Raw genomic sequence first — 22,806 nt, forward strand, 5'->3', positions numbered from 1 at the left:
GTCCGTGCGCTCCCCGCTGCCCGCACCGCGACTGAACGGTCGCGGCGCGCCCGAGCACACCGCGCAGCCCCACTGGGCGGCGCGCGTGGAGGACGCGAAGAACGTGGGCATCGGCCGGGTGCTGCGGCGCCTGGGCTGGGACCTCCGCCTGCAACCCTTCCACGGCTACGGCAGCACCCGCGCCGTGCGCGTGCTCGCGAAGGTCCGCTACGCCTCGCCGCGCACCCCCGCCGACCACCACGACCAGCCCGTCGAGGACATGCGGCGGATGGCGGTGCGCGGCTGGCGGAACTTCGCGGGCCAGGTGGCGCCCCACCGCACCGTGCACCTGCGCATCGGCGACCGGGAGATCACGACCCGCGCGGACCGCGCCGGCATCGTCGACGTGCGCCTCGACGTCGAGCTCGAGCCTGGGCACCACGAGGCGATCCTGTGGACCACCCCGTCCAACGCCGTCACCGCAGACGTCACCGTCGTCCCGCCGGACGCGGAGGTGGGCCTCGTCAGCGACATCGACGACACGGTCATGGTCACGTGGCTGCCGCGGCCGATGCTCGCCTTCTGGAACGCGTTCGTCGCCCACCAGTCCACCCGCAAGGTCGTCCCCGGCATGCCGATGCTCTACCAGCAGCTGCTGCGCGACCACCCCGGCATGCCGGTCCTGTACCTCTCCACGGGCGCCTGGAACGTGTTCCCCGTGCTGCGACGGTTCCTGTACAAGAACGGCTACCCCGACGGCCCCCTGCTGCTCACCGACTGGGGGCCCACGAACACGGGCATGTTCCGCTCCGGGCGCCGCCACAAGGAACGCTCCCTCGAGCACCTCGCCCGCGACTTCCCCGGCATCCGCTGGATCCTCGTGGGCGACGACGGCCAGCACGACCCCGCGATCTACGGCGACTTCGCGGCCGAGCGGCCCGATCAGGTCGAGGCCATCGCGATCCGTCAGCTGACCGAGCCCGAGCAGCTGCTCTCCCACGGCACCCTGCGCCCGCTCGGCGGCGGCACCCCGCGCGTCGCCCCGCCGCCCGGCACCCTCCCGGCCGCCGTCGGCGGAGCCTCCTCCGCCCCGGCGGGTGAGCCCACCACGGCGGAGGCCGACGCCCAGGTCCTCGCCACCCGCCCCATCCCTTCCGTCGCCGCCCCCGACGGCCACGGCCTGCTGCGCGCTCTGCGCAGGATCGGAGTCCTCCCCTCGTGACCGGCACCGCCACCTCGCTCTCCCTCCGTCCCGCGGGCCCGCAGGACGTGCCGCGGATCGTCGAGATCGTCGAGGCCGCCTACCGCGGCGAGGGCGGCTGGACCACCGAGAGCTCCCTCGTGGGCGGCGCCCGCACCCACGCCGGCGAGGTGCAGGCGCTCCTCGGGGACCCGGACGTCGACCTCGTCGTCGCCGCCCCAGGTGAGGATCCCTCGGCCCCCGTCCTCGGCTGCTGCTACACCTCGCGCGACGGGGACCGCGCCGAGTTCGGCCTCTTCGCCGTCGATCCCGCCGCGCAGTCCGGCGGCATCGGCCGTGCGCTCCTCGAGGAGCAGGTGCGGCGCTGCGCCGAGCGGGGCGTGTGCGTCCTCGAGATCCACGTGCTGCAGTCGCGGCCCGAGCTGCACGCCTGGTACGAGCGCCACGGGTTCGTCCCGACCGGGCAGACCATCCCCTTCGCCGGCCGCGACGAGGACCTCAAGGTCCCCGGTCTCGGCATGGACGTCATGGAGCGGGACCTCACCGCGTCCTGAGCTCCGCAGCGGGACCGGGCACCGACCGGTCGAGCAGAGGCCCGACGTTCCCAGGATCCGGGCGCTGACCAGCATCTCCCCCTGCCGTCGGCCCTGCCCCGGCACTATGCTGGAGGCATGAGCAACGAGGCCTACACCCCCGCCGCCACGCGCTACGCGCACACCGACTACCGCCGCGTCGGCCGCTCCGGCCTCCGCCTCTCCCCCATCTCCCTGGGCCTGTGGCAGAACTTCGGCGCCGGCCGCGACCCGGAGCTGCTGCGCTCGATCGTGCGCCGCGCCGTGGACCTCGGCGTCACCCACCTCGACCTCGCGAACAACTACGGCCCGCCGCCCGGATCCGCGGAGGAGAACATCGGCCGGATCCTCGCCCAGGACTTCTCCGGGCACCGCGACGAGCTGGTCATCTCCACGAAGGCCGGCTACACCATGTGGGACGGCCCCTACGGCGACTGGGGCTCCCGCAAGTACCTGCTGTCCTCCCTCGACCAGTCGCTCGAGCGCCTGGACCTCGAGTACGTCGACATCTTCTACCACCACCGCGAGGATCCCGAGACGCCCCTCGAGGAGACCATGGGCGCCCTCGACCAGGCCGTGAAGAGCGGCCGCGCCCTCTACGCGGGCATCTCCAACTACTCCCCCGAGCGGACCCGACAGGCCGCCCGCATCCTCGGCGACCTCGGCACCCCGCTGCTGATCCACCAGCCGTCGTACTCGATGTTCAACCGCCACGTCGAGAACGGCCTGCTCGACACGGTCGAGGACCTCGGTGTGGGCCTCGCCGTCTTCTCCCCGCTGCAGCAGGGCTTGCTCACCAACCGCTACCAGCAGGGCGTCCCCCAGGGCTCGCGCGCCCGGACCAGCGGCTCGCTCTCCGAGGAGAAGATCAGCGACCCGCTCTACCAGGAGCGTGTGCGCGGCCTCTCCGCGATCGCCCACGACCGCGGGCAGAGCCTCGCCCAGCTCGCCCTCGCCTGGGTGCTGCGCCACCCGCAGGTCACGACGGCTCTCGTGGGCGCCTCCTCGGTCCAGCAGCTCGAGCAGAACATCTCCGCGCTCGAGAACCTCACCTTCACCGAGGACGAGCTCGCCGCGATCGACGAGTTCGCGGTGGACGGCACCGCCCGCTGACCCCTGGGCGCCGGCGCGGCGCCGGCCGGAGCCCGAGCCCCACGCGCCTCCCGCCCCCACTCCCGCTCTCGCGAGCCGGCCCAGCCTCAGATGTGGCGGCCGGGGAACTCCTGGCGTCTCAGGGAGCGTCTTCGCTCGAGCATGCTCTCTGAGGCGCCACATCTTCTGAGGATCCCGCGCCCCGAGGATCGATGCGGACCAGGCTGCGGATCCCGCGGAGTTGGCGTGCACCGTCGGTGCCGCCTCTGTCGTTCCTCCCCGTGCGCGCCGGTCCACCGCGGCGCGGACGTCGCGGCGTGGGCGACGCGGCGAGCCTCGATCGGATCACTGCGGTGCTGCAGACGAGCGTCCTCCCTCACTCGGTCATCAGCCATAGGACCGCCGCCGCGTTCCACGGGATGCCGCCGCCCTGGTGGGTGGACGACGGCATCAGCTTCCTCGCCGAGCTCGATGCAGGTGCCCGGTACCCGGCGCCGATCCCCAGCCGCCGCGCCGGCAACGAGGAGCACGGCGACACGGGCAGGCCCGGTGACACGGCGGGGACGGGCGGCGCAGGCGAACGATCGGTCGGTGTCCGCGGGAACCGGTTGCCGAGCCTCCGGGCGCCCGCTACGGTCGAATCCCGACCTGATCCGGAGGCGCCCGATGGGCCATCCAGTCCACCTCATCATCGATGGTCAGCCGCATGACCTGACCGTCGACCCGCGCACCACCCTGCTCGACGCGCTGCGGGACCACCTCGGGAACATGTCCCCGAAGAAGGGCTGCGACCACGGCCAGTGCGGCGCCTGCACCGTTCTGGTCGACGGGCGGCGGCTGAATTCCTGCCTGCTGCTGGCCGTGTCCCTCGACGGCGCGGAGGTGCTCACCTCGGACGGCCTCGCCCCGGACGGCGAGCCCTCCGTCCTGCACACCGCTTTCCTCGAGCAGGATGCGTTCCAGTGCGGCTACTGCACCCCCGGGCAGATCTGCTCCGCGACCGGCGTGCTCCGCGAGGCGGCCGACGGGCACCCCAGCGTGGTCACCGAGGACCACGGCCACGACCACCCGATCGAGCTCACCGAGGACGAGATCCGCGAGCGGATGAGCGGGAACCTGTGCCGCTGCGGCGCCTACGTCAACATCGTCGCCGCCGTCCGGCAGGCGGCCGGGGCGAGCACCGCGAGCGAGGGGACGGCCCGATGAGACCCTTCGACTACGTGCGCGCGGACGACCCCGCCGGCGCCGTCGCCGCGATGGCCGAACGACCCGACGCGGCCTACCTCGCCGGCGGCACCAACCTCGTCGACCACCTCAAGCTCGGGATCACCGCCCCCGATCTGCTGGTCGACCTCGGCCGTCTCGACCTCGCGGACATCGAGGAGCTGCCGGACGGCGGCCTGCGCGTCGGCGCCATGGTCCGCAACAGCGATCTCGCCGCCGATCCGCGCGTGCGTCGCGACCACCCGATGCTCTCCCGCGCCCTTCTCTCCGGCGCCTCGGGCCAGCTGCGCAACGCCGCCACCACCGGCGGGAACCTGCTGCAGCGCACCCGTTGCGTCTACTTCCAGGACCCCACCACCCCCTGCAACAAGCGTGCTCCGGGCAGCGGCTGCTCGGCGCTCGGGGGATACACCCGCTACCACGCGATCCTCGGCGCCTCCGACGCGTGCATCGCCACCCACCCCTCCGACATGGCGGTCGCCCTCGCCGCCCTGGACGCGACCGTGGTGGTGCTGGGCGACGACGGCGAGAAGCGCCTGCCCCTCACCGCGCTGCACCGCCTTCCGGGGGACGAGCCCGAGCGCGACACGGTCCTCGAGCACGGCGACCTGATCACCGCCGTCGAGCTGCCCCCGCCGGACGGCGCCGCCCGCACCCGTTCCACGTATCGCAAGATCCGCGACCGCGCCTCCTACGCCTTCGCCCTGGTCTCGGTCGCCGCGGTGCTCGAGCTCGACCCGGACGCCGCGCGGCCGACGATCCTCTCCGCGAGGATCGCCCTCGGAGGCGTCGCCCACGCCCCCTGGCGGGCTCGCCGCGCCGAGCAGCTCCTCGCCGGCGCCCCCGCCACCCGCGAGAGCTTCCGCCGGGCCGCGGCGGCCGAGCTCGAGCGGGCCCGGCCGGTCGCGGGCAACGAGTTCAAGGTGACGATGGCCCAGGGCGCGATGGTGAGCGTGCTCGCCGAGCTCGCCGGCCTGGGCGAGGAGAACGAGGATTCCCCTGATGAGTGACCTCCTGCGAGCCTCCGCGATCGGCACCGGACGGGTGCGTCTGGACGGGCCCGACAAGGTGCGCGGCCTCGCGCCCTACGCCTACGAGCACCCGGTCGAGGATCCGCTCCATCTCTTCCCGCTGTGCTCCACGATCGCGCTCGGCCGCGTCACCGCCATCGACGCCACGGCCGCGCTCGCACTCGACGGTGTGGTGCACGTGATCACCCACGAGAACGCCCTCCGGCTCGCCGACACCGAGGACGGTGAGCTGGCGATCCTCCAGGACGACCGGATCGGCTTCCGCGGCCAGTACCTCGGCGCCGTCCTCGCCGAGACCCCGGAGGCGGCCCGCCAGGCCGCCGACCTCGTCGAGGTCACCGCAGAGGGCGCACCGCACGACGCCGTCTTCCGCCCCGACCACCCCGCAGTGCGCGAACCCGAGGGCGGCGGTGACGACATCGACACCGGCGACTACGAGGCCGCGATCGCCGCCGCGGAGATCGTGGTGGACCAGCGGTACTCCACCCCGCTCGAGCACAACAACCCGATGGAGCCGCACACCACCATCGCGCGCTGGGACGGCGAGCAGCTCACGCTGTGGACCTCGACCCAGGGTGTGCACCCCGCGCGACAGACCCTCGCCCCGATGCTGGGCATCGACCCCGAGCAGCTGCGGATCATCAGCCCGCACGTCGGCGGCGGCTTCGGCTCCAAGGGCTTGCCCCACGCGGACATGATGCTCACGGCGCTGGCCGCGCACGCCGTGCCCGGCCGCGCCGTGAAGCACGCCGTCACCCGCCAGCACATGTTCGCGCTGACCGGGTACCGGCCCGCCACCTCCCAACGCTTCCGGATCGGCGCCCGGGCCGACGGCACGATCACCGCCTTCGGGCTCGAGGCGGTCTCCAGCTCCTCGCACACCAAGGAGTTCCCCGAGGAGGCGATCAAACCCTCCCGGCAGATGTACGCCGGGGAGCACCGTCGCATCACCCAGCGCGTGCTCCCGCTCGACGTCGCCGTCCCCTCCTGGATGCGCGCTCCCGGCGAGGCACCGGGGATGGTGGGCCTGGAGATCATGATGGACGAGCTCGCCGAGGCCTGCGGGCTGGACCCGATCGAACTGCGGGTGCGCAACGAGCCGGAGCACGACCCCGACACAGGGAAGCCCTTCAACCGACGCCGGCTGATCGACTGCCTGCACGAGGGCGCCACCCGCTTCGGCTGGGCCGACCGCGACCCGCGGCCCCGCGCACGCCGGGAGGGCGGGTGGCTGATCGGCACCGGCGTCGCCTCGGCGACCTACCCCGCATCCCGGCAGCCCGGCTCGAAGGCCCGGATCCGTCACGAGGCGGGGGTCTACGAGGTGGGCATCGGTGCTGCCGACCTCGGCACCGGCACCTGGACCGCTCTCACCCAGGTCTCCGCCGACGCCCTCGAGGTCGACCCGGACCGCATCGCGCTGCGGATCGGCGACACCGCGCTGCCGAACGCGACCGTGGCCGGCAGCTCCACCGGACTCGCCAGCTGGAGCGCGGCTGTGCTGGCCGCCGCGGACGCCTTCCGCCGCGAGCACGGCACCGCCCCGGCCGATGGCGTCGAAGCGATCGGTGAGGCGGCGGAGAACCCTGCCGAGAAGCAGTTCGCCATGCACTCCTACGGCGCCCAGTTCGCGCAGGTCCGCGTCCAGGAGGAGACCGGCGAGATCCGTCTGGACCGCATGCTCGGGGTGTTCTCCGTCGGGCGGATCATCAACCCCCGCACCGCCCGCTCCCAGCTCCTCGGCGGGATGACCATGGGGGTGGGGATGGCGCTGCACGAGAAGGGCGAGCTCGACCCTCGCTTCGGACACGTCGTCAACCACGACCTCGCCGAGTACCACGTGCCCGTCAACGCCGACATCCGCTCCCTCGAGGCGCACTGGCTGGACGAGGAGGACCCTCAGGCCGGCCCGCTCGGCGCGCGCGGCATCGGCGAGATCGGCACCGTCGGCGCCGCCGCGGCGATCGCCAACGCCGTCCACCATGCCACAGGGGTGCGTGCGCGGGACCTGCCCGTGTTCGGCAGCGACCTCCTGGCACGGTGAGCGTCGCGTCGTCCGAGGGCCCTCGACAGGCGGCCGCGTCTCCCGTCGGCCTGATCCTCGCCGCGGGCGCCGGACGGCGACTGGGCCGCGGCCCCAAGGCGCTGCTGCTCCTGCGCGGCGTCCCGCTGGTCGAGCACGTCGCTCGCGTCCTGCGCGAGGGCGGCTGCGCCGAGGTCGTGGTCGTCACCGGCGCGGGCGCCGAGGGGGTGGGCGCCGTCATGGACGGGATGCCGTGGGCGCGCACGGAGCAGAACCCGCGCTGGCGCGAGGGGATGGGGACCTCCCTGCGCACCGGCCTGGCCGCGATCGGACCGGGCCGCGACGTGCTGGTCACGCCGGTGGACCGCCCCGGGACGTGCGCGGCAGAGGTGGCCCGGGTGCTGGCCGCCCACCGCCCTGGAGGGATCACCGCCGCCGCCCACCGGGAGGCGTCCGGCGAGCTCCGACGGGGCCATCCGGTGCTGCTCGACGCCGCCTGGACCACCGCCGCCGCGGAGGCCGCGCACGCGGACGTGGGCGCCCGCGACCTGCTCCGCGCCCGACGGGATCACGTGCAGCTCGTGGACTGCACGGATCTCGACGACGGTGCGGACCTCGACCTCCCCGAGGACCTGTGGCGGCTGGACGTGCGGGGCTGACCTCTCAGCGGCTCGCAGCAGTGCGCGCATGCAGCGGACCGCTGCCGTCCCGCAGCGGCTCGACGGTGCGACGCTCGGCCCGCACGGCCAGGATCTCCGCGAGGATCGCGACCGCCACCTCCGACGGGCTCCCCGCCCCCAGGTCGAGGCCGATCGGGGAGCGCAGCCGCGACAGCGCCCCCTCGTCCATCCCGGCCTCCCTCAGCGCCGTGCGCCGATCGTGATCGCTGCGCCGGGACCCCATCGCACCGACGTAGGCGATGTCCAGCCGCAGAGCGGTGGCGAGCACCGGCACGTCGACCTTCGGATCGTGCGTGAGCACGCAGACCATGCTGCGGGCATCGAGATCCCCGCGCTCCGCGGCCGCAGCCAGGAAACGGTGCGGCCAGGCACGCACCACCTCCGCCCCCGGGAACGCCGTGGGATCGGTGAACGCCGGTCGATGGTCGCACAGCGTGATCCGCAGCCCGAGCGGCCGTGCCGCCTCCACCAGCGCCTGCCCGAAGGCGTTCGCCCCGCACACCACCAGGTGCGCGGGCCGGATACGGGACTCGACGAACAGGTCGATCGTCGAGGCACCCGCAGGGAGGCGGAGGGTGCCGGAGCGAGCCTCGCGGAGCATGGCGGCGACCTGGGCGCTCCCTGCCTCGAGCAGCTCCGGGGGGAGCAGCATCGTGAGCGCGCCGCGGACCTCCTCGGCGCCGTCGCCCGCGAGCAGGACGGCGCGCGGGTCGTCGGCGTCGTCACCCTCGGGAGCGACCGTTCGTGGTACGTCGGAATCTCGCGGCAACCGGGTCACGTAGGCGGCGGGGGACGGGTCGTCGACCGTGCCGAGGGGGCTCCGCGCCCCCGGGGGCGGGGCAGCGAACGGCTGGATCAGCACCTCGAGCGAGCCTCCGCACATCAGTCCGACGGCGAAGGCGTCCTCGTCGCTGAACCCGAAGCTCCGGAGGCTGCTCCCCCCGGTCTCGAGCGCTTCGCGGCAGGCCTCGAGCACCGCTCCCTCGACGCAGCCGCCGGAGAGCGAGCCGTGCAGTGCGCCATCGGCGCCCACCAGCATCGAGGTGCCCACGGGCCGCGGCACGGAGCCCTGGGCGGAGACGATGGTCGCGACGGCGCAGGGGACCGGATCGGAGGCGCGGGCGAGGCGCTCCCGGGCGCCGTCGAGGATGTCGAGCACCTCCTCAGACTATGCCGCGGCCCGGATCGACGCGACGGTTTCGACCTCTCGATCGGGCGGGGTGCAGATCACCAAGGCGGTGCTGCCGGTGGCGGCCGTCGGCGTCTCGACGGTGTTGATCCTGCGCTCCACCGCTTCGATCTCTCCGAGGTGCTCGGCAGGGCCGTCGCGGAACATCCCGACCGCGTCACCGCCCTCGAGCCGTGCGGCGACGGGCCGGCTCGGGCGCAGACGGCAACCCCGGGTCTCAGCCGGCCTCGTCGAGGGTGACCCCGTCCCGCGCAGATCCCCGTGAGCTCCGGGCGCACGCCGTCGATCTCGAGCACGTCGCCCACCTGCTGGGCCATGACAACCCGCTCCCCGCCCGGCAGATCGCTGGGCGGGAGGTCTGCCAGACGATGCTGGCGACAGGAGCCGTCGCCATGTGGTCGACGACATTAGCGCTCAGCGAGATCCGCCCGCCGGAGCCGGTCTTCGGCGCGGAGCTCCCCCGATGGAGTCTTCTCCGCGCTGCTGCAGAAGAACGCCCTGGACCGTGAGCGCCGGCGGACCGGAGAAGCGCTGCGCATCGCGATCATCACCGGGATCGAGCGGACCCACCACCGACGGCGGCCGCCCCCGAGGTGTGGACGGCCGCCGTCGTGCGCCGGGCTCCGGAGATCAGCCCGTGTTCTTCAGGCCCGCGGCCACACCGTTGATCGTGGTCAGCAGCGCCCGCTGGAGCTCGGGGTCGACCTCCTCGCCCGCCGCGGCGGCGGCGCGCACGCGCTGCAGCATCGCGACCTGCATGTAGGAGATCGGGTCGAGGTAGCGGTCGCGCACAGCGAGGGTGCGCTTGAGCACGGGCTGGTTGTCCAGCAGCTCGAGCACACCGGTGAGGCGCTCGAGCTCCGCGACGGAGAGCTCGTACTCCTCACGGATCCGCTCGAACAGCGGCCACAGCCGCTCCGGCACCAGCGAGTGCACGTAGTGGGCGGCGATCTGCATGTCGGTCTTCGCGAGCGTCATCTCGACGTTGCTGATGAGCGAGCGGAAGAAGTGCCAGTGCTTCAGCATCTCGTGGAGATCCGGCTCGAGGCCCGCCTCGCGGGCGGCCTTGAGGCCGGAGCCGGCGCCGAACCAGCCCGGGACGATCTGGCGGGACTGGGTCCAGCCGAACACCCACGGGATGGCGCGCAGGCCGTCGAGCCCCTTGTCCGAGGTGGCGCGCTTGGAGGGGCGCGAGCCGATGTTGAGATCGCCGAGCTGCTCCACCGGGGTGGAGGTCACGAAGTACTCGGGCAGGTCGGGGTCGTCGGCGAGGGTCCGGTACCGCGTGAAGGCGGCGTCGGAGACCTGCTGCATGACCTCGCCGAAACGGTCCAGCTGCTCGGGGGTGGTGCGCGGCGCGGTGTGCAGCGCGGAGCCCTCGATGACGGCCGCGAGCGAGAGGTCGAGGTTCTCGCGCGCGAGCGTGGGCAGCATGTACTTGTCGGAGATGACCTCGCCCTGCTCGGTGAACTTGATCTCGCCCTCGAGCACGCCGTACGGCTGGGCCAGGATCGCGTCGTAGGTGGGGCCGCCGCCGCGGCCGACGGACCCGCCGCGGCCGTGGAACAGGCGCAGGGTGACCCCGTGGCGCGCCGCCGCGTCGCGCAGCGAGCGCTGGGCCTGGTGGATCTCCCACTGGCTCGTGATGACGCCGGCGTCCTTGTTGCCGTCGGAGTAGCCGAGCATGACCTCCTGGCGGTCGCCGTTCAGGCGCACGATCTCGCGGTAGGAGGGGTCCGAGAACAGGCGCTCGAGGATCTCGCCGGAGCTGCGGAGGTCCGCGACCTCCTCGAGCAGCGGAGCGAAGCCGATGTCCGCCCGGTTCTCGTCGCTGCCCGGCCCGCCCGCGAGGGTGATGAGCCCTGCCTCGCGCGCCAGCAGCGCCGCGGCGAGGACGTCGTCGGCGCCGTGCGTCATCGAGATGATGTAGGTCTCGATCGCGGCGGTGCCGTAGGAGCGGTGCGCCTCGCGGATCTCGCGGAACACGCCGTAGGTGGTGCGCGTGGCGTCGTCGAGGATGGTCTCGTCCTCGGAGATCGCGGCGCCCACGAGCGGCCGGCGGCTCGAGAGCTCCGAGGAGAGCACGTCCGTGCGCTCGACGCGGGAGAGCTCGGCATAGGGCCGGTCCAGCTCGCCCACGCGGTCGAACAGACGGGCGGCGACCTCGTGGTGCTTCTCGGAGTGCTCGCGCACGTCGAGGGTCGCGAGGTTCAGACCGGAGCCGGCGAGCACCTGCTGAGCGATCGCGACGGTGCCGTCGGCGACCTTGTGGGCGCCATGGCGGGAGAGCGCCGCACGCAGCACCTCGAAGTCCGCCTGGAGCTCCTCGCCGTCGCGGTAGTCCTTGCCGTCCACGTGCGCGTCGCCGCTGCGCAGCCGTGCCCGGGTCGCGGCGAGCTTGGCGCGCATCGCGCCGAGCTTGAGGCGGTAGGGCTCCTGCTCGAAGAGGCGCTGCTGGTTCTCGTCGACCTGGGACTCGAAGGCGAGATCGGCGCGGAGGCTCTCGCGGAGCTCCTCGTCGTCGCCCGTGAGTACGGAGGAGATCGAGAGATCGGAGATCAGGTCGTTGATGACCTGGGTCGCGATGTCGATCGCGGCCTCGGCCTGGAGCTGGAGCACCTCGCGGGTGACCTGCGCGGTGACGAAGGGATTGCCGTCGCGGTCGCCGCCGATCCAGGAGCCGAAGCGCAGCGGGACCTGGCGCTCGGAGAGCTCCGCCCCCTTGGCGCGGAGCTCCTCGCGGAGGTCGTCGAGGAACCCGGGCAGGGTCTGGAGGTAGAGCTGGCGCAGGTAGTAGAGGACGTTGCGCGCCTCGTCCTGCGGGGTGGGCCGGTCACGGCGCAGCTCGTCGGTCAGCCACAGGCCCTCGATCGCCTCAGAGAGGTCGTGGTCCTGGCGACGGCGCTCGACGCTGCCCTCCGCGGTCTCCGTGGCCAGGAGGTCGGAGATCCGACGCAGCTTGGTGAGCACGGCGCGGCGGGAGGCCTCGGTGGGGTGCGCGGTGAAGACGAGGCGCACATCGAGGGAGTCGACGGCCTCCTGCAGGCCCTCGGGGCCCACCTTGTCCACGACGCCCTGGACGGCGCGGGGCACCCACGACTCGGCGGTGGGGCGCTCCTGCAGGGCGCGCACGCGGTAGACCTGCTCGGCGGCGTTCGCGAGCAGGAAGTACTGGGTGAAGGCGCGGGTCAGCGGGGTCGCCTGCTCGAGGGGGAGCTCGGCGAGCCGCTTCTGCACGTCGCGCGCGGTCGCGGTGCTGCCCGAGGACTTCGCCTCCTTGGTCAGCTGGCGCACCTGCTCGACGAGGTCCAGCAGCTCCTGACCGTGCTGGTCGGAGAGGGTGCGGCCGAGGAGCGTCGACAGCCGGCGCACGCTCGCACGGAGCGGGGCATCGATGTGCGGATCGTCCCCGACGACGGGGAACTCGCTCGTGAGCGTGGGCACAGGGAACGCGTCGGTCTCTGGCACGGGGCCTCCTGATGATCGGCGGCGCCGCAGCACGGCCGCCGACGGTGCGAGCGACCGCGACGGCGCGGGACAACGCCGCCCAGACTACCGCGCGCCGGTTCCGCCTCCGCCGCGAGGGCCATTCCTCGGGACACCCGCCCGCCGTCGCACCGACGTCGCGAGACCGCCGCCCGCCCGCCGCGGCCCGGTCGCCGCCCCACCGACACTCCATCCCACCCGCGATGGTCCGATTCCGTTCCATGGCGGGCATCGATCTGGAACGGAATCGGACCATCACCACGAGTGTGGGCGGGCGGAGGTGGGTGCGGGCGGGGCGGGCGGGCGGAGCTGGGTGCGGGCGGGGCGAGCGGGCGGGGCGGGGCGGCCGAGGGCCGCGCGCAGGCCCGGGAACGCCGACGGGCCCCGGCGCTGCGCACCGGGGCCCGTCGATCGAGGGCGGAGACGAGAGGATTTGAACCTCCGAGGCGGTTTATCACCACCTACTCCCTTAGCAGGGGAGCGCATTCGGCCGCTCTGCCACGTCTCCTCATGACCGTCCGGTGCCAGCACCGGGTGAGGACATGCCGTGACAGCATACGGGAGCCCGAGCATGCGCACCAAAGCGGCGGGAGGGCGATCACGTCACAATCCAGCGACCGGCCGACGGGGGCGGCTCCCGGTCGCGGGACCCGCACCTGCGGCGAGAGTCGTCGGCACCGTCGGCGCCGTCCTGTGCCCCGCCGACGACGCGCTCAGAGGCCGAGCTTCTCCTGCAGCAGCGCGATGTGCTTGGGCGTGCCCACCCGGTACTTCGCGAACTCGATCCTGCCCTCGGCGTCGATCGCGAAGGTCGAGCGGATGACGCCCTCGACGAGCTTGCCGTACATGTTCTTCTCGCCCCAGGCGCCGTAGGCGGCCATGACGGCGTGCGACTCGTCGGAGGCGAGGTCGTAGGGCAGGTCCTGCTCGGCGATGAAGCGGTCGAGCTCGGGCACCGGATCCGGGGAGACGCCGATGACCCGGTAGCCCGCGTCGACGAACATCTGGTGGTTGTCCCGCAGGTCGCAGGCCTGCTTGGTGCACAGGGAGGTGTTCGCGGCGGGGTAGAACCACAGCAGCGCGGGGGCGCCGGCGAGGTCCTCGAGCGTGACCCGGCCGCCGCCCGCGAGGGGCAGGTCCAGGGCGGGGGCGGCATCGCCGACGGCGAGCTTGACAGGGGCGGAGGTCATGGGCTGCTCCTCAGGGACGGGCGGGAGGGAGGTTCGGTGGGAGGCGGGGCGCGTCAGTGCTCGGCAGGGCCCAGCAGGTGCTCGACCACGGTGACGACGCCGCGCTCCGCGTTCGAGGGGGCGACGTAGCGGGCGAGGGCGAGGATTCCGGGGTGCGCGTTCGCCATCGCGAAGGACCAGTCGGCGACGGCGTACAGGCCCGTGTCGTTGAGGTAGTCGCCGAACACGGCGGTCTGCGCGCGGGTCACGCCGAGCGCCTCCTGGAGGGCGAGCACACCCTGCCCCTTGTCGACCTCCTGGTTCATGACGTCGATCCAGTGCTGACCGGAGACGACGACCTGCTCGGTCTCCTCGAAGCGGGCGAAGGCGGGGGCGGTGGCCTCGGCGTCGACCGCGTCGTGCACGGCGAGCTTGAGGACGGGACCCTCGACGTCGGCGAGGTCGCCGACGACGGTGAGGTTCCGGTAGTACTTGCGGGCCTCGGCGAGGAAGGCCGGATCGGTGCTCTCGACGAACGCGCCCTCGATGCCGCACCGCACGAGGCCCAGGGCCGCTCCGCCTGCCGTGAGCTCGCGGACCAGCGCGAGCACCGCCTCCGCGGTTGCCTCGGCGACGACGGTGGTGCCGACGATCTCGCCCTCGTGCACCACGAGGGTGCCGTTCTCGGCGATGTAGCTGGCGACGCCCTCGCGGCCGGTCGCGGCGTCGGGGCCGAAGGTCGCCTGCAGGGTCGCGAGCTGGCGGCCGCTCGCGGGGACGAAGGCGACGCCGCGCTCGCGCAGGCGGTCCATGAGCTCCCAGAAGCCCTCGGGGATCTCACCGCTCGGGGTGAGGAGGCTGCCGTCCATGTCGCTCACCACGAGGCGGAGGTCCGCGGCGCCCGCGGGGATCGTCTCCAAGCTCGCCGGGGTGGCCGTGGGGCCGACGGCGGCGGCGTCGGCGGTGGTGACAGCGGCAGTGCCGTCGACGGTGGTCGGGTCTGCGGGGCTGGGGATCACGGTGTCCCTTCCGGGGGTCTGAGGGTGCTCCCCCATTGTGGCCCGGCGGCGCGGCGGGCGGCGCTCAGCGACGGGCGAGCGGGAGGTAGGTCTCCCGGAAGATGCGCTCCGCGTGCCGGTCGCCGAGCAGCAGCAGCTTCACCGCGCCGGAGGGGATCGACTCCGAGTCGTAGGAGAGTGTGCCGTCCTCCCCCGCGACCGCGACGATGTGGCAGCCGGTGCGGCGATGCACCTCGGAGTTGCGCACGCTGCGGCGCACGAGCACCCGCGGGCACGGCACGAGGAACAGCTCGTTGCCCTCCGCGATGAGCACGCGGTGGCTGAGCCCGGCATGGTTCCACAGGTCCGTCGCACCGATCGTCGCGTAGGAGAGCACGCTGTCCGCGCCGGCGCGGTAGAGCGTCGCGACGTTCCGCTCGTAGGTCGCGCGGGAGACGATTTGCAGCTCGGGGCGCAGGCGCCGGCAGTAGAGGGTGAGGTAGACGTTGAGGTCGTCGTCATGCGGGGTGACGAGCACGCCGGAGGCCTCCTGCAGTCCGGCCTCGCGCAGCACGCGCTGGTCCGCCGCGTCGCCGTGGACCACCTGATAGCTCGCGGTGCCCTCGCGGGCGCCGGTCGAGGCCTCGACGCGGCCGGGGATCTGCTCGACGATCATGCTGGGCACGCCGTCCTCGCTGAGCGCGCGGGAGGCGGCGCGGCCCACGCGGCCGCCGCCGAGGATCACCACGGGCGCCTCGAGCTGCTGCCCGGCGAGGAAGGCCGCGTCGAAGACGGCGAGGTCCTCCACCTCCCCGGCGAGGATGAGCACCGTGTTCTCGGTGATGCGCTGCTCGGGCTTGAGGGGGCGCAGTCGGCCCTTGCGCATGATCGCGAGGATGCGCACACGGGAGGAGATCTCCGCGGTCGCCTCCGCGAGGGTGCGACCCACGAGGGAGGTGCCGCGCGCGGCGGCCTCCGCGATGACGGTGCTGCCGAAGCTGCCGATCCGGTGCACCTGGCCGGTCGATCCGAGCACTCGGCCGGCCATCTCGGTGCCGAGCTCCGCGCCGAGCTGGAGCACGTGGTCCGCGCCGGCGAGGCCGAGCACGTCGACGCTCGCCCACTTCTCCGCGGTGACCGCGATCGGCACCTCGCCGGAGACCTGCCGCACGGTGAAGGCGACGTTGGTGTTCGCGGTGTCGGAGAGGGTCGAGGCGATGAGCTTCGCGCGGTCCGCCCCGGCGTTGCGGTACGTGTAGGCGGAGTCGAGGGGGCCGACGACGACCTGGAGGCCCAGGTCGTGGAGGCGGCCGGCCTCGACCGGGTCCTCGACGACCATGACGGCCGGGGCGCCGGAGCGCTCGGCCCGGGCGATGAAGGTCTGGGTCACCGCGTTGGAGCCCACGAGGATCACGTGGTCGCGCAGCTGCGGGCTCACCTTGCGGGGTGTGCGCGCAGTGTGCCGCATGTCCAGCCACGGCGTGACCATGTAGTTGATGACGAAGAAGGGCAGCAGCACGAGCAGGAAGACGACGCCGCTGAGCAGGACGAGCAGGGAGAACAGCCGCCCGGCGTCCGACTCGAAGGTCACGTCGCCGTAGCCGAGCGTGGTCATCGTGGTGATCGCCCAGTACACGGCGCTGATCCACGAGTACTCGCGGCCCTCGCGGGCCATCAGCGCGTGGAAGATCGTGGCGTAGCCGCCGATCATCGTGAGCCCCACGACGAGGAACACGAGCCCCGGTCCCAGGCGTCGCCGTGCGGTCCGGCGATCGGCGCGGCTCGGGCCGCGGCGCGGTTCGATGGGGTCGCCCATCAGTGCTCCTCCCCTCGAGGCCCCTGGACGGACCCTGCTGTGACGGGGCCAGCGTAGGCCAGCGCAGGGGCTCCCGCGGACGGCCGTCGGCGGCCCGGCGCGCCCGTCGCTCAGCCCTCCCGGCGCGGTGCCAGGCCGCGCGGGAGCGCGATCTGCAGCGCCACCAGGAGCACCGCGAGACCCGCCCCGGCGGCCAGCGCCGCCCCGCGGGAGACGACGACGTCGAGCACGAACACGGCGACCGCGACGAGCAGCAGGCCCAGCAGGAGCAGCGCGACCTGCACGAGCACGCCGACCGTATGGACCATCCGGTCCTTGAGGCGCCGGCGGAACAGCTGCCGGTGCAGGCTCACGGGGGTGAGCAGCAGGGCGACGATGACGAGGGCGAGCAGCAGGAGCCCGAGGTAGAGCGCGGTCTGGAAGGCGTCCAGCTCGGGGAAGCGCGCCTGGAAGGGCAGCACGACCAGGAAGGCCGCGAGGATCTGCGATCCCGTCTGCAGGACCCGGATCTCCTGCAGCAGCTCGTTCCAGTTGCGGTCGAGGGTCTCCGCGCGGCTCTCCTCGCGCTCGTAGCGCGGGGCCTGCTGCTCCTCGCTCACCGCCGGTGCGCGTCGATCGCCCGCACGCCGCGCCAGGCGGCGGGGATGAGGACCGCGGCGATGACGGCCTTCACGAGGCCGCCCGCGAGGAACGGGGTGACGCCCACGGCGAGGATGCCGGCGAGGTCGTAGCCCGCGCCCATGACGACGTTCAGGATGTAGGCCATGTAGGGCACGCCCACGAGGAAGGGCACGATGCTCGCGGCGACGAAGCCCACGAGGGCGAGCCACGGGCGGCGGTCCCAGGCGCGCTCGGCGAGCCAGCCGGCGAGGAACGCCGCGGGCACGAAGCCGAGGATGAAGCCGAAGCTCGGGGTCATGATCGCGGCGAGCGAGCCGGTGAAGCCCGCGAACACGGGCAGGCCCGCGAGGCCGGCGACCATGTAGGTCACGAGGGCGGCTGCGCCGCGACGCGCGCCGAGGGCGGAGCCGACGACGAGCACGGCGAGGGTCTGGCCCGTGATCGGGACGATCGGCAGCGGGATCTCGACCTGTGCGAGCAGCGCCACGACCGCGGCGCCGGCCGCCACGAGGACCGCGTCGAGCAGCCACGAGGTGCGGTGCAGCAGGGCGTCGGCGAGCACCGGTCGGCGGGTGGGGACGGCGGGGGCCAGGGCGGTCATCGGACTCCTCGAGGAGGGGCGGGCACGGGAGCGACCAGGGTAGACCAGCGCCGACGCGCGCCGCGCGCGGTGACCGCGGCGCCGCTCAGAGCAGCTCGCGCAGGCCCGGTGCGAGCACGGCGAGGGCCCAGAGCGTGCAGGCGGCGAGCACGAGCAGGTAGCTGCCGATCCAGACGGCGGCCGGCAGCGGGGTGAGGCGGGCGAGCTGCGCGGGGTCGTCGCCGCGGCCGCCGCTGCTCGCGACGACGAGCACGTGCCTCCAGGCGCCCATCAGCAGGAAGGCGCCCACGGCGAGGGTCACGAGGGCGACGAGCGCGGGACTCCCCCACCACCACACCGCGCCGACGACGGCGGCGCTGCCGAGCACGGCGAGCACCGTGTGCACCGAACGGGTGAAGACGAGGGAGACGAGCAGCGCCGCCAGCGCGACGGCGAGCGCGGTCCCGGCGGCGCCGGCGAGCGCGACCTGGATCAGCACGGCCCCGAGGAGGGCGGGCGCGGGGTATCCGGACCAGGCGGAGATCACGCGGCCCGGCCCCCGCGGACGGCCCACGGTGATCGCGTGGCCGGACATGTCCGCGGAGACGACGAAGCCGGTGAAGCGGCGGCCCGCGAGGATGCCCGTCACGGCGTGTCCGAGCTCGTGGACGATCGTCACGGCGGGGCGCAGCAGCCGCCACAGCGGGGAGACGAGCACGGCGACCAGGGCGAGGGACAGGGAGACGAGGGGCCACCAGGTCCCGCTCGGCGCCGGTCCGGGCGCGGCGCGGTCCCCGATCTCGCCGAGCAGCGTGGGCAGGTCCATCCGGCCATGGTGCCAGGGCCGGCCCGGCGCGCCCTGGGAGCGGGCGGGCGGGTGCCGGAGAGGCTCACCGCCGTACCCTGGCATGCGGCGGTGAGCGCCGGGGACGCCCGGCGACGGCTCCGGCCCCGCCCCGATCCCCGAGGACGTCATGACCCCCTCCCCCGCCGTGACCGCGGACGCCCCTGCCCATTCCCAGGAGCGGCCGCCCACCGTGCTCTCCGCGCTGCGATCCCCGCGCCGGCTGCGGATCGAGCTGCTCTCCGGACTCGTCGTCGCGCTCGCGATGATCCCCGAGGTGCTCTCCTTCTCGGTGCTCGCGGGCGTGGACCCGAAGGTGGGCCTGTTCACCGCGGTGATCATGGCGATCACGATCGCGGTCGTGGGCGGGAGGCCGGCGATGGTCTCCGCCGCCGCGGGGGCGACGGCGCTGGTGATCGCGCCGCTCGTCGCCTCGCACGGCACCGACTATCTCGTCGCGGCGGTGCTGCTCGCGGGGCTGATGCAGATCCTGCTCGCGCTGCTCGGCGTCGCGCGGCTCATGCGCTTCATCCCGCGCTCGGTCATGACGGGCTTCGTCAACGCCCTCGCGGTGCTGATCCTGCTCGCCCAGCTGCCGCACCTCGTGGGGCGGGACCTGCCATGGCTCGTGTACCCGCTGCTCGCCCTCTGCCTCGTGCTGCTCGTGGTGGTGCCGCGGCTGACGTCGGCCGTCCCCGCCCCGCTCGTCGCGATCGTCGTCGTGACGGTGCTCGTGGCCGTCACCGGCTGGCAGGTGCCGGACGTCGCGGACCAGGGCGAGCTGCCCTCCTCGCTGCCGGTCCCGGGCCTGCCGCACGTGCCGCTCACGCTCGGGACGCTGCGGATCATCGCCCCCTACGCGCTCGCGATGGCGCTCGTGGGGCTCATGGAGTCGCTGCTCACCGCGAAGCTCGTCGACGACATCACGGACACCCGCAGCGACAAGACCCGCGAGTCCTGGGGCCAGGGCGTCGCGAACCTCATGGCCGGCGCGTTCGGCGGCATGGGCGGCTGCGCGATGATCGGCCAGACGATGGTCAACGTGAAGCAGGGCGGGGGCCGCACGCGACTGTCGACCTTCAGCGCGGGCGTGTTCCTGCTGATCCTCGTGCTGCTGCTGAGCGAGGCCGTGGGGCGGGTGCCGATGGTCGCCCTCGCCGGGGTCATGCTCGCCGTGTGCGCCTCGACCGTGGACTGGCACAGCCTGCGCCCCTCGACCCTGCGCGCCATGCCGCTCTCGGAGACGGTCGTGATGGCGGTGACCGTGGTGGCGACGGTGTGGACGCACAACCTCGCGATCGGCGTGGTGCTCGGCGTGCTCACGGCGATCGTGCTGTTCGCGAGGCGGGTCGCGCACCTCGTGCGCGTGGAGCCGGAGGGGCCGACCATGGTTGACACGGCCGACGGGGCCGACGGGGCCGACGGGGGCACGCTCACCGTGCGCCGCTACCGGGTGCGCGGCCAGCTGTTCTTCGCCTCGAGCAACGACCTCGTCCACCAGTTCGACTACGCGGGCGACCCGGAGGAGGTCGTCGTGGACCTCTCCGCGGCGGAGGTCTGGGACGCCTCGACCGTCGCCGCGCTGGACGCGGTGGTCACCAAGTACGCCGAGCGCGGCAAGCGGGCACGGATCGTGGGTCTCGACGGGGCGAGCGCACGGCGCATGGAGCGGCTCTCCGGGCGGCTCGGCGCCTGAGCGCCCGTCGCCGTCCCGTCCGTCGGGCCCCGCGGGTAGCCTCGGCCCCGTGACCGATCGCCGCAGCACTCCCCCGCCGATCCCCACGTCGATCGCCGTGCGCGGTGCGCGCGTGCACAACCTGCGCGGGATCGACGTGGACATCCCGCTGCAGTCCCTCGTCGGCATCGCCGGCGTCTCCGGCTCCGGCAAGTCCTCCCTCGCGATGGGCGTGCTCTACGCGGAGGGCTCACGGCGCTACATCGAGGCGCTGTCCACCTACACGCGCCGCCGGCTCTCGCAGGCGCCGCGGGCGGACGTCGACGAGGTCGCCCACGTGCCCGCCGCGCTCGCCCTGCGCCAGCGGCCCTCCGTGCCCGGCGTGCGTTCCACCTTCGGCACCTCCACCGAGCTGCTGAACGTGCTGCGGCTGATCTTCTCCCGGCTCGCCGCGCACCTGTGCCCGAACGGCCACCGGGTCCCGCCCACCCTCGACGTCGCCGCGGAGGTCCCCTTCTCCTGCCCCGAGTGCGGGGAGCAGGTGATCGCCCCGGGCGCCGAGGAGCTCGCCTTCAACGCCGAGGGCGCCTGCCCGCGCTGCGACGGGGTCGGCACGATCCGTTCCGTCGACGACGCGTCCCTCGTCCCCGATCCCACGCGCACCCTCGAGGACGGCGCCGTCGTCCCCTGGCAGATGTTCGGCTTCAACGTGCAGCCCGCGATCGCCCGCGAGTTCGGCGTGCGCATCGACGTGCCCTGGCAGGACCTCGAGGAGTGGGAGCGGCAGATCGTCCTCGACGGTCCCGAGGAGAAGAAGCACATCACCGTCACCTCGAAGAAGGGGCTGCACGAGCTCGACTTCACCTTCCGCAACGCGCGCCTCACCGTCACCGAGGAGCTGCGCCGCGCGGACACCGAGAAGCGGCTCGCCCGCGTGGACCGCTTCCTCACCGAGAGCGTCTGCCCGGACTGCGAGGGCACCCGGCTGTCCCCGCGCGCCCGCGGGCCGCGGATCGGCGACCTGGGCCTCGCCGACGCCACCGCCCTCACCCTCGACGCGCTCCTGGCCTGGGCGCCCACGATCATCGACCCCCTGCCGGAGAGCATGCACCCCATGGCGCGGGTGCTCGTCGAGCAGCTCGTGTCGATGGCGGGGCGGCTCACCGAGCTGGGACTCGGCTACCTCGCCCTGGACCGGGCCGGGTGGAGCCTGTCCACGGGCGAGCTGCAGCGCGTGCAGCTCGCGCGGGCCGTCCGCAACCGCACCACCGGGGTGCTCTACGTGCTCGACGAGCCGAGCATCGGCCTGCACCCCTCGAACATCGAGGGCCTGCTGGGGCTCGTCGAGGACCTCCTCGCCGACGGCAACTCCGTAGTGCTCGTCGACCACGACGTGCAGGTGCTGCGCGCCGTGGACCACCTCGTCGAGATCGGTCCGGGCTCCGGCGCGGAGGGCGGCACCGTCATCGCGCAGGGCACCGTCGAGCAGATCGCCGCGGCGCCCGCCTCCCGCCTCGGCGGCTTCCTCGACGGCCGCGAGGAGGTGATCGTGCGGGAGCGCGCCGCGGGCGACGGCGAGTCGCTGCGCCTGGTCACCGACGCGATCCACACCGTCCACCCGCTCGAGGTCGAGCTGCCCCGCGGCCGCCTCACCGCCGTCACCGGGGTCTCCGGCTCCGGGAAGACGACGCTCGTGCTCGACTCCCTCGTCCCCGCGGTGCAGGCCCTCATCGACGACCGCCCCCTGCCCGGCCACGTGCGCTCCCTCGAGGCGCCCGGCATCCGGCGCGTGCACCGGATCGACGCGAGCCCGATCGGCGTGAACGTCCGCTCGACCGTCGCGACCTACTCCGGCGTCATGGACGAGCTGCGACGCGCCTTCGCCCGCACCGAGGGCGCCCGTGAGCGCGGGCTCACGCTCAGCGACTTCTCCTACAACACCGGCTCCCTGCGCTGCCCGCGCTGCGAGGGCACCGGGCAGGTCTCCCTCGACGTGCAGTTCCTGCCGGACGTCGACATCGACTGCCCCGAGTGCGGCGGCCACCGCTACGGGCCGCAGGCCGACGCGATCCTCCGCCCGCGGGCCGACGGCCCCGGCGACGTCTCCCTGCCCCACCTGCTGTCCCTCTCCGTGCGGGAGGCGATCGGTCTCGTCGACGACCTCCCCTCCGTGCGCCGCCGGCTGCAGGCCCTCATCGACCTGGGCCTGGGCTACCTGACCCTCGGCGAGGACACCCCGGCGCTCTCCGGCGGGGAGGCGCAGCGGCTCAAGCTCGCCGGGCAGATCGACCGCCGCCAGGACGACGCCCTGTTCGTCTTCGACGAGCCGAGCGTGGGCCTGCATCCCGAGGACGTCCGCACCCTGCTCGCCGTGCTCGACCGGCTCGTGGAGCACGGCGCGAGCGTGGTCGTCATCGAGCACGACCTCGACATGATCGCCAATGCGGACCACGTCCTCGACATGGGCCCGGGCGGCGGCGAGGCCGGTGGCCGCGTGGTCGCCCTCGGCACCCCCGAGGAGGTCGCCGCGGATCCGGCGAGCGTGACCGGCCGGCACCTGAGGGCGCATCTCGCCGGGGAGGGCTGAGCACCGCTCCTGGTCGCAGCAGGCCGACGGCCCCCCCGC

The 22,806-nt window shown here is 73.6% G+C and carries 18 protein-coding genes and 1 tRNA gene; 9 read left to right on the plus strand and 10 right to left on the minus strand.

All coding sequences use genetic code 11. From position 1 onward, the window contains the following. Window positions 1-4 precede the first annotated feature (4 nt). The 7 genes from ABD080_RS16485 (at window position 5) to ABD080_RS16515 (ending at window position 7,781) form a co-directional block, all read left to right on the plus strand. Window positions 5-1,201 carry an App1 family protein phosphatidate phosphatase gene (locus ABD080_RS16485; RefSeq protein ID WP_343906501.1) on the plus strand — a complete coding sequence of 399 codons (1,197 nt, stop codon included), beginning with the start codon at window positions 5-7 and terminating at the stop codon, window positions 1,199-1,201. Beyond that, window positions 1,198-1,734 carry a GNAT family N-acetyltransferase gene (locus ABD080_RS16490; protein WP_343906503.1) on the plus strand — a complete coding sequence of 179 codons (537 nt, stop codon included), beginning with the start codon at window positions 1,198-1,200 and terminating at the stop codon, window positions 1,732-1,734. Before ABD080_RS16485 ends, ABD080_RS16490 begins: the two co-directional genes overlap by 4 nt. A gap of 117 nt (window positions 1,735-1,851) precedes the next feature. Continuing rightward, entirely contained in the window at window positions 1,852-2,865 is a 1,014-nt protein-coding gene (locus ABD080_RS16495; protein ID WP_343906505.1) for an aldo/keto reductase, read from the plus strand. Window positions 2,866-3,510: 645 nt separating this feature from the next. Then, window positions 3,511-4,050: a (2Fe-2S)-binding protein gene (locus ABD080_RS16500; protein WP_137771544.1), complete on the plus strand. Its 540-nt coding sequence runs from the start codon at window positions 3,511-3,513 to the stop codon at window positions 4,048-4,050. Next, a complete protein-coding gene (locus ABD080_RS16505; protein WP_343906507.1) occupies window positions 4,047-5,078 on the plus strand; it encodes an FAD binding domain-containing protein in 1,032 nt (343 codons plus the stop codon). The genes ABD080_RS16500 and ABD080_RS16505 overlap by 4 nt, the downstream gene beginning before the upstream one ends. Further along, a complete protein-coding gene (locus tag ABD080_RS16510) occupies window positions 5,071-7,143 on the plus strand; it encodes a xanthine dehydrogenase family protein molybdopterin-binding subunit (protein ID WP_343906509.1) in 2,073 nt (690 codons plus the stop codon). Before ABD080_RS16505 ends, ABD080_RS16510 begins: the two co-directional genes overlap by 8 nt. Further along, complete coding sequence (locus tag ABD080_RS16515) at window positions 7,140-7,781, plus strand: nucleotidyltransferase family protein (RefSeq protein ID WP_343906511.1); 642 nt, start codon at window positions 7,140-7,142, stop codon at window positions 7,779-7,781. The genes ABD080_RS16510 and ABD080_RS16515 overlap by 4 nt, the downstream gene beginning before the upstream one ends. Before the next feature lie 4 nt (window positions 7,782-7,785). On the opposite strand, the gene ABD080_RS16520 is transcribed toward ABD080_RS16515, so the two are convergent. The 10 genes from ABD080_RS16520 to ABD080_RS16565 form a co-directional block, all read right to left on the minus strand. Next, window positions 7,786-8,961 (minus strand): XdhC family protein, encoded by a 1,176-nt coding sequence (locus ABD080_RS16520; protein WP_343906513.1) that lies wholly within the window; start codon window positions 8,959-8,961, stop codon window positions 7,786-7,788. Between the two features lie 9 nt (window positions 8,962-8,970). Next, complete coding sequence (locus ABD080_RS16525; RefSeq protein ID WP_343906515.1) at window positions 8,971-9,138, minus strand: hypothetical protein; 168 nt, start codon at window positions 9,136-9,138, stop codon at window positions 8,971-8,973. Window positions 9,139-9,621: 483 nt separating this feature from the next. Beyond that, window positions 9,622-12,459 (minus strand): phosphoenolpyruvate carboxylase, encoded by a 2,838-nt coding sequence (gene ppc / locus ABD080_RS16530; RefSeq protein ID WP_343906517.1) that lies wholly within the window; start codon window positions 12,457-12,459, stop codon window positions 9,622-9,624. A 436-nt stretch (window positions 12,460-12,895) separates the two neighbouring features. After that, window positions 12,896-12,985: transfer RNA gene (locus tag ABD080_RS16535), tRNA-Ser, on the minus strand. Between the two features lie 205 nt (window positions 12,986-13,190). After that, window positions 13,191-13,667, minus strand: coding sequence for a peroxiredoxin (locus ABD080_RS16540; protein ID WP_137771550.1), 477 nt, complete (start codon window positions 13,665-13,667; stop codon window positions 13,191-13,193). A gap of 53 nt (window positions 13,668-13,720) precedes the next feature. Further along, entirely contained in the window at window positions 13,721-14,665 is a 945-nt protein-coding gene (locus ABD080_RS16545) for an HAD-IIB family hydrolase (RefSeq protein WP_343906520.1), read from the minus strand. Window positions 14,666-14,729: 64 nt separating this feature from the next. After that, window positions 14,730-16,460: a potassium channel family protein gene (locus tag ABD080_RS16550; RefSeq protein ID WP_137771552.1), complete on the minus strand. Its 1,731-nt coding sequence runs from the start codon at window positions 16,458-16,460 to the stop codon at window positions 14,730-14,732. A 110-nt stretch (window positions 16,461-16,570) separates the two neighbouring features. Beyond that, window positions 16,571-17,059, minus strand: a complete 489-nt coding sequence (locus ABD080_RS16555) for a DUF6328 family protein (protein WP_343906523.1) — start codon at window positions 17,057-17,059, stop codon at window positions 16,571-16,573. Continuing rightward, complete coding sequence (locus ABD080_RS16560) at window positions 17,056-17,682, minus strand: biotin transporter BioY (RefSeq protein WP_343906525.1); 627 nt, start codon at window positions 17,680-17,682, stop codon at window positions 17,056-17,058. Before ABD080_RS16560 ends, ABD080_RS16555 begins: the two co-directional genes overlap by 4 nt. Before the next feature lie 85 nt (window positions 17,683-17,767). Then, window positions 17,768-18,487, minus strand: coding sequence for a M50 family metallopeptidase (locus tag ABD080_RS16565; RefSeq protein WP_343906527.1), 720 nt, complete (start codon window positions 18,485-18,487; stop codon window positions 17,768-17,770). A 148-nt stretch (window positions 18,488-18,635) separates the two neighbouring features. On the opposite strand from ABD080_RS16565, the gene ABD080_RS16570 reads away from it, so the two are divergent. Continuing rightward, window positions 18,636-20,201 carry a SulP family inorganic anion transporter gene (locus ABD080_RS16570; protein ID WP_343906530.1) on the plus strand — a complete coding sequence of 522 codons (1,566 nt, stop codon included), beginning with the start codon at window positions 18,636-18,638 and terminating at the stop codon, window positions 20,199-20,201. A gap of 49 nt (window positions 20,202-20,250) precedes the next feature. After that, a complete protein-coding gene (locus ABD080_RS16575; RefSeq protein ID WP_343906533.1) occupies window positions 20,251-22,767 on the plus strand; it encodes an excinuclease ABC subunit UvrA in 2,517 nt (838 codons plus the stop codon). The last annotated feature ends 39 nt before the right edge of the window (window positions 22,768-22,806 follow it).

Origin of the sequence: Brachybacterium rhamnosum (assembly GCF_039526185.1) — a bacterium.
Lineage (GTDB): Bacteria > Actinomycetota > Actinomycetes > Actinomycetales > Dermabacteraceae > Brachybacterium > Brachybacterium rhamnosum.

Coding starts and splice junctions, on each gene's coding strand:
- ABD080_RS16495 (WP_343906505.1), top strand. CDS start 1,852: ATGAGCAACGAGGCCTACACCCCCGCCGCCACGCGCTACGCGCACACC.
- ABD080_RS16500 (WP_137771544.1), top strand. CDS start 3,511: ATGGGCCATCCAGTCCACCTCATCATCGATGGTCAGCCGCATGACCTG.
- ABD080_RS16505 (WP_343906507.1), top strand. CDS start 4,047: ATGAGACCCTTCGACTACGTGCGCGCGGACGACCCCGCCGGCGCCGTC.
- ABD080_RS16510 (WP_343906509.1), top strand. CDS start 5,071: ATGAGTGACCTCCTGCGAGCCTCCGCGATCGGCACCGGACGGGTGCGT.
- ABD080_RS16525 (WP_343906515.1), bottom strand. CDS start 9,138: ATGTTCCGCGACGGCCCTGCCGAGCACCTCGGAGAGATCGAAGCGGTG.
- ABD080_RS16540 (WP_137771550.1), bottom strand. CDS start 13,667: ATGACCTCCGCCCCTGTCAAGCTCGCCGTCGGCGATGCCGCCCCCGCC.
- ABD080_RS16550 (WP_137771552.1), bottom strand. CDS start 16,460: ATGGGCGACCCCATCGAACCGCGCCGCGGCCCGAGCCGCGCCGATCGC.
- ABD080_RS16560 (WP_343906525.1), bottom strand. CDS start 17,682: ATGACCGCCCTGGCCCCCGCCGTCCCCACCCGCCGACCGGTGCTCGCC.
- ABD080_RS16565 (WP_343906527.1), bottom strand. CDS start 18,487: ATGGACCTGCCCACGCTGCTCGGCGAGATCGGGGACCGCGCCGCGCCC.
- ABD080_RS16570 (WP_343906530.1), top strand. CDS start 18,636: ATGACCCCCTCCCCCGCCGTGACCGCGGACGCCCCTGCCCATTCCCAG.